Source organism: Mesorhizobium sp. M0768 (assembly GCF_040320195.1).
Classification (GTDB): domain Bacteria; phylum Pseudomonadota; class Alphaproteobacteria; order Rhizobiales; family Rhizobiaceae; genus Mesorhizobium.
On sequence record NZ_JAMYPD010000002.1, the window covers coordinates 51,102 to 64,214 of the forward strand.

Below are 13,113 nucleotides of genomic sequence, written 5' to 3' on the forward strand. Positions count from 1 at the left end.
GGGTTTCCGAATTGCCAATGGCGGCGCGGAACCCTATGTCTGAGCCAACACACAGGCAATGATGAACCTTTCGATGGCACGCGCCTTCCTTTTTGTCCTCGACTCCTTCGGCATCGGCGGCGCGGCCGATGCCGAACGTTATGGCGACACCGGCTCCAATACGTTCGCACACATCGCGCGGGCCTGCGCAGAAGGCCGCGCCGACCGCGAAGGCCTGCGTGCCGGACCCCTTCTTGTACCAAACATGCTCGCGCTCGGTCTCGGCCAGGCCGCGGCAACGGCAACGGGTTTCAGGTTTGAGAATGCCGGCAGTGCACCGCTTGCCGCCGCCTTTCACGGCGCGGCCCAAGAGGTTTCGAGCGGCAAGGATACGCCATCGGGCCATTGGGAAATAGCCGGCCTGCCGGTCCGTTTCGACTGGGGTTACTTCCCAGACAAGATTCCTGCCTTTCCGGCCGAGTTGACCGAAGCAATGGTGCGTGAAGGGAAGGTGCCTGGCATCCTCGGCAATTGCCATGCTCCGGGCACCGAGATTATCGAACGGTTCGGCGAAGACCATATCCGCACCGGCAAGCCGATCTGCTACACTTCGATCGACTCCGTCCTGCAGATCGCCGCGCATGAGGTTCATTTCGGCCTGGAACGGCTTTACGAGTTCTGCAAACTGGTGCGCAGGCTCGTCGATCCGCTGAATATCGGCCGCGTCATCGCGCGGCCGTTTATCGGTGAAACCGCCGCCACGTTCGAGCGAACGCATAATCGTCGCGACTATGCCGTACCGCCACCGGAACCGACGCTGCTCGACCGGCTGACGGCGCGCGGCAGCCGGGTTATCGCGATCGGCAAGATCGGCGACATTTTCGCCCATCGGGGGATCTCGGAAGTCCGCAAGGCTGCCGGCAACATGGCGATGTTCGACAAAACGCTTGGTGCCATGGAAGACGCCCGCGACGGCGACCTCGTCTTCGCAAACTTTGTCGACTTCGACACCGAGTTCGGGCATCGGCGCGACGTTGCGGGATATGCCGCCGCACTCGAAGCTTTCGACCGGCGCCTGCCCGAGGCATTCGCACGGCTGAGGCCAGGCGATCTGCTCATCTTGACCGCCGATCACGGCAATGATCCGACGTGGCGCGGCACCGACCACACGCGCGAGCGTATTCCGATTATCGGGACACGGCCGGGTTTCAAAGGCGCAGACATCGGACTGAGGACAACATTTGCCGACATCGGCGAAACCGTGGCCGAACATCTCGGGCTGGCGCGCGGCCGTCACGGCACCTCCTTCCATGCCACGATAGGTGGCCATGCCTGAGCTGCCGGAGGTAGAGACAGTCAGGCGCGGTCTGCAGCCGGCCCTTGAAGGTGCCCGCATTGTCGGTGTCGAGGCACGCCGGCCGGATTTGCGGTTTCCGTTCCCCGAGAGATTTTCGGAGCGGCTGACCGGCAAGACGATTGCGGCGCTCGGCCGCCGTGCCAAATATCTGACAATGCACATGGACAACGGCCCGGTTCTGATCTGCCATCTCGGCATGTCGGGTTCGTTTCGCATCGAAACGGCCGACGAGAGCGCAACGCCCGGCGCGTTCCACCACGAACGCTCGAAAAACACTGCTCACGATCACGTCGTCTTCGACATCGCATCCCCTTCCGGCGTCCGCTCTCGCGTGATCTTCAACGACCCGCGCCGCTTCGGGTTCATGCTGTTTTCGGAAGGCGAGCCCGACATGCATCCGATGCTGGCGGGATTAGGCGTCGAGCCTACAGGCAACGCACTGGACGGCGCGCTGCTCGCTTCGTTGCTGAAAGGTCGCAAGTCACCGCTGAAAGCGGCACTTCTGGACCAGAGGCTGATTGCCGGGCTAGGCAATATCTACGTCTCGGAAGCGCTTTGGCGGGCCGGCCTGTCGCCGCTGCGCGAAGCGGGCACCCTCGCGAGAGCCGGCAAGAAAGCCAAAGAGCAAAGCGAACGCCTGGCCGAAGCAATCCGGTCGGTCGTCGCCGATGCGATCGCCGCCGGCGGCTCGTCGTTGCGCGATCATATGCAGACCGATGGATCACTGGGCTACTTCCAGCATTCCTTCGCGGTTTACGATCGCGAGGGGGAAGGCTGCTCCAAGCCTGGTTGTGGCGGCCACATCGAGCGTATCGTGCAAAGCGGTCGTTCGACCTTCCACTGCCGGGCCTGTCAGGCTTGAACCAGAACCGAGGAGGAGCAAAGCATGGGCTATGAAACCATCATCGTCGAAACCCGCGGCAAGGTCGGGCTGATTACGCTGAACCGGCCGCAGGCGCTCAACGCGCTGAATTCACAAGTGCTGGCGGAACTGGTCGCGTCGGTGAATAGCATGGGCGCCAATGCCGACATCGGCGCCATGGTCATCACTGGTTCGGAAAAGGCTTTCGCGGCAGGTGCCGATATCAAGGAAATGCAGTCCATCTCCTATGTGGATGCCTATCTGCAGGATTTCTTCGTCGGCTGGGAGGAATTTACGCGGGCACGAAAGCCGATCATCGCGGCAGTGGCGGGCTATGCGCTGGGGGGCGGCTGCGAACTGGCGATGATGTGCGACTTCATCATCGCCGCCGACACCGCCAAGTTTGGCCAACCCGAGATCACGCTGGGCGTCATGCCCGGCATGGGCGGATCGCAGCGCCTGACCCGCTTTGTCGGCAAGTCGAAGGCGATGGATATGTGCCTGACGGGTCGAATGATGGACGCATCCGAGGCCGAGCGTTCCGGCCTTGTCTCGCGCGTGGTGCCAGCCGGCGAGTTGATCGAGGAAGCGCTTAAGGCAGCGTCCAAGATCGCTGGTTTTTCCTTGCCGTCGGTGATGATGGCAAAGGAGGCCGTCAACCGCGCCTATGAGACGACGCTCACCGAGGGTCTGCGGTTCGAGCGCCGGCTATTTCATTCGCTGTTTGCGCTGGATGACCAGAAGGAAGGCATGGCGGCCTTCAGCGGCAAGCGGAAGCCGAATTTCACGAACCGATGAGATGACGAAGGCGCCGGTCAAAAAGAAAGCGCTGCAGCGTTGACGCGCCGGAAAAGCTGAACTATAAGCCGCACCAACCGAGGCGGCCCTGTGGCTGCCCGTTTGTTTTTTGCGCCCTGCGGTATCCCGCAAGCGCCCACCAGATCAGAAGAGAGGCACCATGGCCAATACCTCCTCGGCCAAAAAGGCAACGCGCAAGATCGCCCGTCGCGCAGCGATCAACAAGAACCGCCGCTCCCGCGTCCGGACCTACATCCGCCAGGTCGAAGAGGCGCTCGCGGCCGGCGACAAGGCGGCCGCACAGGCTGCCTTCAAGGTGGCCGAGCCGGAATTGATGCGCGCCGCGACCAAGGGCGTGGTGCACAAGAACACGGCATCGCGCAAGGTGTCGCGGCTGGCCCAACGGGTCAAGGTGCTGTCGGCCTAATATATCTTTTCCTGAACTGCGCTTCTTCAAACCCGGCCAATCGCGCCGGGTTTTTTTCGTTTGCCGGCAAGTACTTAAAAGAAAGCCCGCAAAATGGCGCTCCGCATGCATTTCAAAGTTCGAAATGCTTTGCCGGCGTATACATACCCGCTGATATTCGCAGCCTTCGAAACCGCCAATGCGAAAATTTCCGAGCGTCACAGATTACTGTTTTTTTTCAGAGGCTTACCGATGGTGATCCACAGCTTGTTCACATCGGCTGTGGCCGATAGGCGGCAATTGGCTGTCAAGTGAATTATTTCAGAAAATTTCGCGTTGTGTGGCCTTTTTCACATTCGCCGGAAAAGGGTTTGAATCACAATGGCTTTGTCAAAATCAACTGTTGCGGCATGGCGTTCGAAACGTCCCTTGCTAGTCAGATTCCTTAAAAATCCGTTAGGGGTGGCCTTGCCCTATCCACAGCGATTTCGGTAATGTCTGTCCATCGAAGGGACGGGCCCTTGGCCCTTGACCAGCCTGAAACCGGCCAGCTCAAATTGGCAGAGTTTACAGCGCGGATTCAACTCCGCGGACGGGGTTGGTTTGTCTTTTCGATACGGTAGGGGACTGGCGTAATTGTACATGGCAGGTCGACGGTGCGCCGGCGGTTTTTCGCCGGGCGGCATTTTGTTGCCCTGACATGACCAAAGCGGATCGGCTCTTCGGCGCCGGACCGACAACGAGGCGATTCATCAGCCCGGCGGCGGCGATGGTGTCGCAGCGAAGACACGGTCGCCGGAAACATGGATGCAGGAGGCGCATCCCCGGCGGAAAACAGGTACAAGAGACAAGGAACTCGATCATGCAGAGCGGCGGCATCGAAAGGGAGCTTACAGGCGACCTCCCATTTCCTGGAACGTTAATCGGAAGGAACGACATGGCGGCTTCCAATGAAGCTGAACAGAAGTTCGATCGGGTCAAGGCCCAGTTGAAGGCGCGTCTGGGAACCGAGGTCTATTCGAGCTGGTTCGGGCGCATGAAGGTCGCTGAATCCTCTAAGGGCATTGTCCGCATCTCAGTGCCAACCGCATTCCTGCGTTCATGGATCAACGGCCACTATCTCGATCTCATCACCGAGTTGTGGAAGCACGAGGATCCGGAAATCCTCAAGATCGAGATCGTGGTTCGCACCGCCACACGGCAGGGCCGCAACAGCGTCGAGCCAGAAGTGGCCCCGGCGCGCAAGATGACCAGGCAGACGCAAACCGCGCTCTCTGCGGGCACGGCGAGCCCCAGCAGGGTCGAACGGGTCCCGGTACCCCGCCCGGGGATGCCGGCAGAAACCGAGTTCCGGCACAATGTTCTCGGTTCGCCACTCGATCCACGCTATACTTTCACCTCCTTCATCGAAGGACCATCGAACCGAGTGGCTTTTGCCGCCGCCAAGGCGGTCGCGGAATCGCAGTCGAGCGCGGTGCGTTTCAATCCGCTCTTTCTTCACGCGACGGTCGGGCTGGGCAAAACGCACCTGTTGCAGGCGATCGCCGCAGAATCGCTGAAGCAGAATCCGAAATCGCGGGTCGTCTATCTGACGGCTGAGTATTTCATGTGGCGGTTCGCCACCGCGATCCGCGACAACAACGCACTGACGCTGAAAGAACAGCTGCGCGACATCGACCTCCTCATCATCGACGACATGCAGTTCCTGCAGGGCAAGTCGATCCAGCACGAATTCTGCCATTTAATCAACATGCTGCTCGACAGCGCCAAGCAAGTGGTGGTCGCTGCCGACCGGCCGCCGTCGGAATTGGAGTCGCTGGAGCCACGCGTCCGCTCGCGCCTCAACGGCGGCGTCGCGCTGGAAATGTCAGCCCCGGATTTCGCCATGCGTATCGGTATGCTCAAGCTCAGGCTTGCCACCGCCAAGCTCGACGATGCGTCGCTCGATATTTCCGAAGAGATCCTCAACCACGTCGCCCGCACGGTGACCGGCAGCGGACGCGAGCTCGAAGGTGCCTTCAACCAGCTTTTGTTTCGTCAATCCTTCGAACCGCAGATCACCATCGACCGCATCGACGAGATCCTTGGCCACATCTATCGTTCGGGCGAACCCAAGCGGGTGCGTATCGAGGACATCCAGCGCATCGTCGCGCGCCACTACAACGTGTCGAAGACCGAACTTCTGTCCAACCGGCGCACACGCACCATCGTCAAGCCACGGCAGGTCGCCATGTATCTGTCGAAGGTGATGACGCCGCGCTCGCTGCCGGAGATCGGGCGGCGGTTCGGCGGTCGTGACCATACGACCGTGCTGCATGCGGTGCGCAAGATCGAGGATCTTTCCGGTGCCGACAACACACTGGCGCAGGAACTCGAATTGCTGAGAAGGCTGATCAACGACCAGGCCTGACGGCCCGAAAAACGCCGGCTCGCGGACTCCGGCCTTTTTATCCCCAGAAAGCCCGTGCAGCCGGTCCGAACCGGTGGCGCGGGCTTGCGTTTGCCGGGTTTTTCCTGTCAGTTTACGCAGATTCTGAGCCTGTTCAGACCTTTCGCGGGGCGCCGCTTGCCGGAGACCCGTTCATTCATTCAAGCGAGCCTGTTTTGTCATGCGTGTTATCCTGGAACGGTCAAATCTCCTGAAGTCGCTCAACCATGTTCACCGCGTGGTCGAGCGGCGCAATACCATTCCGATCCTGTCGAACGTGCTGCTCAGCGCCGAGGGGGCCAGCCTTGAAATGAAGGCGACCGACCTCGACCTGGAGGTGACCGAAGCAACGCCGGCAAAGGTCGAACGTGGCGGGGCGACGACGGTCCCGGCACATCTGCTCTACGACATCGTGCGCAAGCTTGCCGACGGCGCGGAGGTGGCGCTGAAGACCGACGAAGACGGCAACGCCATGACGGTGACGTCGGGGCGCTCGAGCTTCCGCCTGCAATGCCTGCCGCAGTCCGACTTTCCCGAGCTTTCAGCCGGGTCGTTCTCGCATATTTTCCGGCTCGATTCCGTCGGACTAAAGGGCCTCATCGAAAAGACCCAGTTTGCCATCTCGACCGAGGAGACGCGCTATTATCTGAACGGCATTTATCTGCACACGCACGAGGCCGGCGGCAAGCTGAAGCTGCGCTCTGTCGCGACCGACGGCCACCGGCTGGCGCGCGCCGAGATCGATGCGCCGGCAGGCTCTGAGGGCATGCCTGGCGTCATAATCCCGCGAAAGACGGTCAGCGAGCTGCAAAAGCTGGTCGACGATCCCGATGTTGCAGTCACCACCGAGTTGTCCGACACCAAGATCCGTTTCACCATCGGCAGCGTTATCTTGACCTCCAAGCTGATCGACGGCACTTTCCCGGACTACCAGCGCGTCATTCCGACCGGCAACGACAAGAAGCTGATTATCGATCGCCAGAGTTTCGCCGCTGCCGTCGATCGCGTTTCGACCATTTCGTCCGAACGCGGCCGGGCGGTGAAGCTTTCGATCGCCGAAGGGCAGGTCACGCTTGCGGTCAACAACCCGGATTCGGGCAGTGCCACCGAGGAACTGGCGGCCGACTATTCGTCCGATCCGATTGAAATCGGCTTCAACGCCAAATACCTGCTCGACGTTGCCGCGCAACTGACCGGCACGGAGGCGAAGTTCATGCTGGCGGATGCCGGTTCCCCGACACTGATCCACGATATGGCCGACGAGACCGCGCTCTACGTGCTGATGCCGATGCGGGTGTAGGGCCCGAACGGGGCCATCTTGCTGTCGTGACCAGATCTGCAAAACCGCAGCAGACGTACATAAGTAAGCTCATACTTACGAATTTCCGCAACTATGCGGCGTTGGCAATCGACCTTGATCCCGGCGCTGTCGTTTTCTCCGGCGACAATGGCGCCGGCAAGACCAATCTGCTTGAAGCGATCTCGCTGCTCACGCCGGGCCGCGGCCTGCGCCGCGCACCCTATTCCGAGGTGGCGCGCGAAGGCGGCGACGGTGGCTTTGCGCTGCATGCCCGGCTTGACGGGCCGGAAGGCCAGGTCGAGATCGGTACCGGAATATCGGGCAGCGACGGCGAAGCCGGCCGGCGGGTGCGGATCAACGGCGCGACGGCACGCTCAGCCGAAGACATGCTGGAATGGCTGCGCGTGGTCTGGCTGACACCGGCCATGGACGGCCTGTTCCCCGGGCCGGCTGCCGACCGCCGGCGCTTCCTAGATCGGCTGGTGCTGGCGATCGATCCTGGCCACGGCCAGCGCGCGCTTGACTACGAAAAGGCAATGCGCGGCCGCAACAGACTGCTCGCCGACGGTTCACGCGACGGTGCCTGGTTCGATGCGATCGAGATGCAAATGGCCGAGACCGGCGTGGCGATTGCCGCGGCGCGTGCCGAACTGGTGCGCCTGCTCGCCGCCATGATCGACCGGCTGCCCGGCGACGGACCGTTTCCGCAAGCCGACATCGGCATCTCTGGCGAACTGGAAGGCGAACTCGGTATTTTGCCGGCCGTCGACGTAGAGGAACGGTTCCGTCGTGCGCTTGTCCAGGGGCGCGACCGCGACCGCACCGCCGGACGCACGCTCGACGGCCCGCACCGTTCCGACCTCGTGGTGCGCCACCGGCCCAAGGCGATGCCGGCCGAGCTCTGTTCGACCGGCGAGCAGAAGGCGCTGCTGGTCGGCATTGTCTTGTCGCATGCGCGGCTAACCGGTGAGATGTCGGGCATGACACCGATCCTGCTGCTCGACGAGATCGCCGCCCATCTCGACGGCGGTCGACGGGCGGCCTTGTTCTCGATCCTGGAGGAACTAAACTGCCAGGCCTTCATGACCGGGACCGATGCCGCGTTGTTTGACAGCCTCAAGGGACGCGCGCAATTCCTGACCGTCGATCACGGCACGGTCAGGCCGACCATTTGAACTTGGTTCATGGCGCACTTCTGAGCGGCATGCATTGATACCTGACAAGCTTTTTCCTCCGCTATATGGTCCGGCGATGATCACAGCCGCCCTCACCGATGAAGAGCTCGAACGCTACGCCCGCCACATCGTGCTGCCCGAGATCGGCGGCGCCGGCCAGCAGCGGCTGAAGCGGGCGCGGGTGCTCGTCATTGGCGCCGGCGGATTGGGAGCGCCTGTGCTCGAATATCTCGCCGCCGCAGGGATTGGCACTCTCGGTATCGTCGACGACGACATCGTTTCGCTTTCCAACCTGCAACGACAAGTGATCCACGGCACGGACATGGTCGGCATGGCAAAAACCGACAGTGCCAGAGCGGCGATCATCCGCATCAATCCAAACGTCGTCGTGGAAGAGCACAATTTCAGGCTGACCGTCGACAACGCCCCTACCCTCATTGCCCGTTATGACATCGTCGTTGACGGCTCCGACAATTTCGAGACACGCTACGCGGTGGCCGACGCCTGCGCCGCGGAAAGCCGGCCGCTCGTGCATGCCGCCGTTGGCCGCTTCGACGGCTCGGTCACCGTACTGAAGCCATTCGAAACCGGCCCGGACGGCAAGTTGAACCCAAGCTACCGCGATCTCTTTCCCGAGGCGCCGCCGCCGGGACTTGTGCCATCCTGCGCGGTGGCCGGCATTGTCGGGGCGCTGACCGGGGTCATCGGCACGCTGCAAGCCATGGAAGCGATCAAGCTGATCACCGGGATTGGCGAGCCGCTGGTCGGACGACTGCTGCTCTACGATGCGCTGGCGGCACGCTTCGACACGATCCGCTACAAGCGAACCAGCCCATGAGCCTGCCTGCCGACGTTTCCATCGTGCAGCTTGCGGCCGATTTCGACCGTTGGGACGAGGTGCTGGCGCTGGTCATGCGCGCCTTCGCCTTTATGGACGAGGTTATTGACCCGCCGTCCTCGGCGCATCGGCTCACCGTTGAAAATCTCAGGGCTAGAGCGCTGGAGGAGACAGCATTCCTGGCACTGAAGGGAAACGAGATCGTCGGTTGCGTCTTCGTCCTGAAGCGCGCAGACGACCTCTATATTGGAAAGCTCGCGGTCGAGCCGACGCTTCAGGGACAAGGCATTGGAAAACAGCTGATGCAGGCCGTCGAAGATCTTGCCCGCAGCCGCAACAGGGCCGCCATCGAGCTCCAGACCCGGGTCGAACTGACTGGAAACCACGCTGCCTTCGCCCGCCTCGGCTTTCGCGAAACCGAACGGACAGCACACAAAGGTTACGACCGGCCGACCTCAATCACCATGCGCAAGGTGCTTTTGTAAGCAAACGCTATCCAAAAGCGAGCAGGCAGCTGCCGCGACCAGAATTCGCTGCCACGATGGCCGGTCACGCCCGCAGCGGCAGCACGCGGTCGGGCGGGCGATGACCGTCGAAGAAGGCGCGGATGTTGATGATTACCTTCTCGCCCATGTCGATACGGCCTTCGAGCGTCGCCGAGCCCATATGCGGCAACAGCACGACCTTGCCTTTGTGGGCGAGTTTCAGCAGCTTGCTGTTCAGCGCCGGCTCGTGCTCGTAGACGTCGAGGCCGGCGCCGGCGATCTTGCCGTCATGGATGAGCTTGACCAGCGATTCCTCATCGATGATATCGCCGCGCGCGGTGTTGACTATGTAAGCTGACGGTTGCAGAAGCGCCAGCCGCCGCGCCGAAAGCAGGTGGAAGGTTGCCGGTGTCGATGGACAATTGACCGAGATAATGTCCATGCGGGCGAGCATCTGGTCAAGGCTTTCCCAATACGTGGCTTCCAACTCGTCCTCGATTGCCGGCAGTACGCGGTGGCGGTTGTGGTAGTGGATCGAGAGGCCAAACGCCTTGGCACGCCTGGCGACGGCGGTGCCGATGCGACCCATGCCGACAATGCCGAGCCGTTTGCCCCAAATGCGCCGGCCGAGCATCCAGGTCGGCGACCAGCCCGCCCATTTCTTATCGCCGGTCAGCACGTTGGCGCCTTCGGCCAGCCGCCGCGGTACGGCCAGCATCAGCGCCATGGTCATGTCGGCCGTATCTTCGGTCAGCACGTTCGGCGTGTTGGTCACGGTGATGCCTTTCTTGGCCGCTGCCGCAACGTCGATCTTGTCTACCCCATTGCCGAAATTGGCGATCAGCTTGAGGTTGTCGCCGGCCTGGGCAATCAGCGCCGCGTCGATATTATCGGTGACGGTCGGCACCAGCACATCGGCCTCCTTGACCGCAGCCACCAGTTCCGGCTGCGTCATCGGCCTGTCCTCCACATTCAAGCGGGCGTCGAACAACTCGCGCATGCGGGTCTCGACCGGGTCGGGCAATTTGCGCGTGATGACGACGAGGGGCTTCTTTTTGCCTGCCATTGTTTTCCTCGAACCCGATCTCGTTGAGACCTCTTTAACCAAGAACGGCGAAACTGAGAGCCGATCGCGGTACCGGTCATTCATGTAACAAGCGGTTCCGCCGAAGACAAAGAAAAAGGGGCGAAGGCCGATGGGCCGGTGCCGAAAGGAACGAAAGTGTCTGGTTTCGCGTCGCTCCGCCTGACCCTCAGTGCAGCATTCCTCGGCGCTCTCATCCATAGCCCACTGGTGATGGCGCAAAGTGCCGCCGCACCCGCCCAGAGCATCACGCTCGGACCAAGCGGCTTGCCGCTGCCGCGCTTCGTCAGCCTGAAATCCGGCCGCGTCAACTCGCGCGTTGGGCCGGGCGTCAATTATTCCGTCGACTGGATGTATATGAAGCCAGGCCTGCCGATGGAGATCATCCAGGAGTTCGATACGTGGCGCCGTGTGCGTGATGCCGACGGCTCGGAAGGCTGGATCAATCAGTCGCTGCTTTCGGGCCGTCGCACGGCGATCGTCGCCCCCTGGCAGCGCGGCAAGGACGCTCGCGTCAACCTCCTTGACGACCCGGCAAAAGACGCAGGCGTCATCGCGATCCTCGAACCGGGGGTGATGGGCACGATCAAGTCCTGCGATGGCCAGTGGTGCGAAATGACCTTCGACGGCCATACCGGCTGGCTCGCGCAGTCGCTGGTCTGGGGTGCCTATCCCGGCGAAAAGGTCAAGAACTGACTTTTCCGAACCGCAGGTCGGGCCAGCGCTGGAAGCACCGGATCCGGCATTTGTTTCGCTGATCTTCGGTTCGGGGATGGTTTAGCGGCCGATGCGGCCGAGATGGGTATCCTGGAAACTGCTTGACAGCTTCAAACCGTAGCCCAGAGCGCGGTCGATGGCGATGTGGGCGATCCAGATCAGCGCGACAGCTATCGCCATTGCATTGTCAAAGACGCTGCCGAGAAGCGCCAGCAGAACGGGCAAGATCAGTGTGTGCAAGGCGTTGTAGGCGACGGCCCCGACGCGCGGCCCGGCGATGTAACCCAGCATCGACAGGTCGGGCGCCAGAATGAGCACGGCAAACAGCCACCAGGAAACACCGGCGATTGCATAGAAGACAAGAGCCGCCACCGCGACGGCGACCCATTCGAGCCGGAGCGTCAAATCCAGGAATTTCATAAGATGCCGGTCAGTCGCAGCGTTTCGGACGCAGTCTCACCACGATATCGACATTGGCGATCTCCATGCCCTCCGGCGGCTCCGGCAGGTTGGAAACCGTCACCGGGCCGCTGTCGATATCGAAGATCCTGTTTTCGCCCTCGATATAGAAATGATGGTGATCGGAGGTGTTGGTGTCGAAATAAGTCTTCGATCCCTCGACGGCAAGGATGCGCAGAAGACCGGCCTGGGTAAACTGGTGCAGAGCATTGTAGACGGTGGCCAGAGACACCGGCACGCCGGCGGCAAGCGCCTCCTCGTGCAGTTCCTCGGCCGAAAGATGGCGGTCGCCCTTGGCGAAAAGCAGATCGGCCAGCGCGATGCGCTGGCGTGTCGGCCTCAGACCGGCCTCACGAACCCGCTTGTCCACAGCGACATTATCCTTCCGGCAACCCAGATCCATCTATCCGTCGCGCTCACAGTTCCGCCTCAGACAGGTCCAAAATGGCAGAAATTGAGCATCTGCCGAAACTGGACGTGTCCTGACATATATTCTGTCGACCGAATGCGATCAATAGCGCGCATTGACCCGGGCAGACGGGCAGGTTAAGCGCAAACGCCGGTTTCCGGCCTGAAACAGATTGTGTTAGGAAACCACCGACAAGGGCTCCTTTCGCGCGGGACGATCACGGGGACGAGATTGATGGCGGATCCGAAATCCAGCTACGGTTACGAGGAATTGCTTGCCTGCGCCCGCGGCGAGCTGTTCGGACCGGGAAATGCGCAGTTGCCCTATCCGCCGATGCTGATGTTCGACCGCATCACCGAGATCAGCGAGACCGGCGGTGCGTTCGACAAGGGTTTCATCCGCGCGGAATTCGACATCAAGCCGGATTTGTGGTTTTTCGCCTGCCATTTCATCGGTAATCCGATCATGCCGGGATGCCTGGGCCTGGACGCCATGTGGCAGTTGACGGGGTTCTATCTCGGATGGCTCGGTGAACCCGGCAAGGGGATGGCGCTGTCGACCGGTGAGGTGAGGTTCAAAGGCATGGTCACGCCTTCGGTCAAGAAGGTGGAGTATGGCGTCGACTTCAAGCGCGTGATGCGCGGTCGGCTTGTGCTTGGCATCGCCGATGGCTGGCTGAAGGCAGATGGCGAGCCCATATACGCGGCAACGGATCTGAAGGTCGGTCTGTCCAAGCAATCGGCCGCCGTCTGAACGAAGACCCTGCAGTACGACGTCTTGGACGTCTGATGAACGCTGTAGCACTTTAATTTTGCG

General features: G+C 61.5%; 14 protein-coding genes. 11 read left to right on the plus strand and 3 right to left on the minus strand.

Annotated elements, in window-relative coordinates; genetic code table 11:
• Window positions 1-73 precede the first annotated feature (73 nt).
• The 9 genes from NKI08_RS02600 to NKI08_RS02640 all read left to right on the plus strand — a co-directional run bounded on the left by NKI08_RS02600 (window position 74) and on the right by NKI08_RS02640 (window position 9,628).
• Window positions 74-1,315, plus strand: a complete 1,242-nt coding sequence (locus NKI08_RS02600) for a phosphopentomutase (RefSeq protein WP_352613895.1) — start codon at window positions 74-76, stop codon at window positions 1,313-1,315.
• Window positions 1,308-2,198: a bifunctional DNA-formamidopyrimidine glycosylase/DNA-(apurinic or apyrimidinic site) lyase gene (gene mutM / locus NKI08_RS02605; protein WP_352613894.1), complete on the plus strand. Its 891-nt coding sequence runs from the start codon at window positions 1,308-1,310 to the stop codon at window positions 2,196-2,198. Before NKI08_RS02600 ends, mutM begins: the two co-directional genes overlap by 8 nt.
• A 24-nt stretch (window positions 2,199-2,222) precedes the next feature.
• Window positions 2,223-2,996 (plus strand): enoyl-CoA hydratase, encoded by a 774-nt coding sequence (locus NKI08_RS02610; protein WP_352613893.1) that lies wholly within the window; start codon window positions 2,223-2,225, stop codon window positions 2,994-2,996.
• Window positions 2,997-3,156: 160 nt separating this feature from the next.
• Entirely contained in the window at window positions 3,157-3,423 is a 267-nt protein-coding gene (gene rpsT / locus NKI08_RS02615; protein WP_023676922.1) for a 30S ribosomal protein S20, read from the plus strand.
• 841 nt (window positions 3,424-4,264) lie between these two features.
• The gene (gene dnaA, locus NKI08_RS02620; RefSeq protein WP_031211816.1) at window positions 4,265-5,812 is read left to right on the plus strand and encodes a chromosomal replication initiator protein DnaA; all 1,548 of its coding nucleotides are present in this window, start codon (window positions 4,265-4,267) and stop codon (window positions 5,810-5,812) included.
• A gap of 199 nt (window positions 5,813-6,011) precedes the next feature.
• On the plus strand, window positions 6,012-7,130 hold the full coding sequence (dnaN, locus tag NKI08_RS02625; RefSeq protein WP_023676920.1) for a DNA polymerase III subunit beta: 1,119 nt from the start codon (window positions 6,012-6,014) through the stop codon (window positions 7,128-7,130).
• 26 nt (window positions 7,131-7,156) lie between these two features.
• Window positions 7,157-8,305 (plus strand): DNA replication/repair protein RecF, encoded by a 1,149-nt coding sequence (gene recF, locus NKI08_RS02630; RefSeq protein WP_352613891.1) that lies wholly within the window; start codon window positions 7,157-7,159, stop codon window positions 8,303-8,305.
• 76 nt (window positions 8,306-8,381) lie between these two features.
• Window positions 8,382-9,143, plus strand: coding sequence for a molybdopterin-synthase adenylyltransferase MoeB (locus NKI08_RS02635; RefSeq protein WP_352470078.1), 762 nt, complete (start codon window positions 8,382-8,384; stop codon window positions 9,141-9,143).
• The gene (locus NKI08_RS02640) at window positions 9,140-9,628 is read left to right on the plus strand and encodes a GNAT family N-acetyltransferase (RefSeq protein WP_352767029.1); all 489 of its coding nucleotides are present in this window, start codon (window positions 9,140-9,142) and stop codon (window positions 9,626-9,628) included. The genes NKI08_RS02635 and NKI08_RS02640 overlap by 4 nt, the downstream gene beginning before the upstream one ends.
• A gap of 64 nt (window positions 9,629-9,692) precedes the next feature.
• Here the strand turns inward: NKI08_RS02640 and NKI08_RS02645 are convergent, their stop codons facing one another.
• Window positions 9,693-10,694, minus strand: a complete 1,002-nt coding sequence (locus NKI08_RS02645) for a 2-hydroxyacid dehydrogenase (RefSeq protein WP_352470076.1) — start codon at window positions 10,692-10,694, stop codon at window positions 9,693-9,695.
• A 156-nt stretch (window positions 10,695-10,850) separates the two neighbouring features.
• Here NKI08_RS02645 and NKI08_RS02650 point away from each other — a divergent pair, with 156 nt between their 5' ends.
• Window positions 10,851-11,408 (plus strand): SH3 domain-containing protein, encoded by a 558-nt coding sequence (locus tag NKI08_RS02650; RefSeq protein ID WP_352541270.1) that lies wholly within the window; start codon window positions 10,851-10,853, stop codon window positions 11,406-11,408.
• An 81-nt stretch (window positions 11,409-11,489) separates the two neighbouring features.
• Here NKI08_RS02650 and NKI08_RS02655 read toward each other — a convergent pair whose 3' ends face one another.
• Together NKI08_RS02655 and irrA are read right to left on the minus strand one after the other, a co-directional pair.
• Entirely contained in the window at window positions 11,490-11,849 is a 360-nt protein-coding gene (locus tag NKI08_RS02655) for a DUF4260 domain-containing protein (RefSeq protein WP_352613888.1), read from the minus strand.
• A gap of 10 nt (window positions 11,850-11,859) precedes the next feature.
• The gene (gene irrA / locus NKI08_RS02660) at window positions 11,860-12,291 is read right to left on the minus strand and encodes an iron response transcriptional regulator IrrA (protein WP_023676913.1); all 432 of its coding nucleotides are present in this window, start codon (window positions 12,289-12,291) and stop codon (window positions 11,860-11,862) included.
• Window positions 12,292-12,531: 240 nt separating this feature from the next.
• Between irrA and fabA the strand changes: the two genes are divergently transcribed.
• A complete protein-coding gene (gene fabA, locus NKI08_RS02665) occupies window positions 12,532-13,050 on the plus strand; it encodes a 3-hydroxyacyl-[acyl-carrier-protein] dehydratase FabA (protein WP_352470073.1) in 519 nt (172 codons plus the stop codon).
• Window positions 13,051-13,113 lie beyond the last annotated feature (63 nt).

Coding starts and splice junctions, on each gene's coding strand:
- NKI08_RS02600 (WP_352613895.1), top strand. CDS start 74: ATGGCACGCGCCTTCCTTTTTGTCCTCGACTCCTTCGGCATCGGCGGC.
- mutM (WP_352613894.1), top strand. CDS start 1,308: ATGCCTGAGCTGCCGGAGGTAGAGACAGTCAGGCGCGGTCTGCAGCCG.
- NKI08_RS02610 (WP_352613893.1), top strand. CDS start 2,223: ATGGGCTATGAAACCATCATCGTCGAAACCCGCGGCAAGGTCGGGCTG.
- rpsT (WP_023676922.1), top strand. CDS start 3,157: ATGGCCAATACCTCCTCGGCCAAAAAGGCAACGCGCAAGATCGCCCGT.
- dnaA (WP_031211816.1), top strand. CDS start 4,265: ATGCAGAGCGGCGGCATCGAAAGGGAGCTTACAGGCGACCTCCCATTT.
- dnaN (WP_023676920.1), top strand. CDS start 6,012: ATGCGTGTTATCCTGGAACGGTCAAATCTCCTGAAGTCGCTCAACCAT.
- NKI08_RS02635 (WP_352470078.1), top strand. CDS start 8,382: ATGATCACAGCCGCCCTCACCGATGAAGAGCTCGAACGCTACGCCCGC.
- NKI08_RS02640 (WP_352767029.1), top strand. CDS start 9,140: ATGAGCCTGCCTGCCGACGTTTCCATCGTGCAGCTTGCGGCCGATTTC.
- NKI08_RS02645 (WP_352470076.1), bottom strand. CDS start 10,694: ATGGCAGGCAAAAAGAAGCCCCTCGTCGTCATCACGCGCAAATTGCCC.
- NKI08_RS02655 (WP_352613888.1), bottom strand. CDS start 11,849: ATGAAATTCCTGGATTTGACGCTCCGGCTCGAATGGGTCGCCGTCGCG.
- irrA (WP_023676913.1), bottom strand. CDS start 12,291: ATGGATCTGGGTTGCCGGAAGGATAATGTCGCTGTGGACAAGCGGGTT.
- fabA (WP_352470073.1), top strand. CDS start 12,532: ATGGCGGATCCGAAATCCAGCTACGGTTACGAGGAATTGCTTGCCTGC.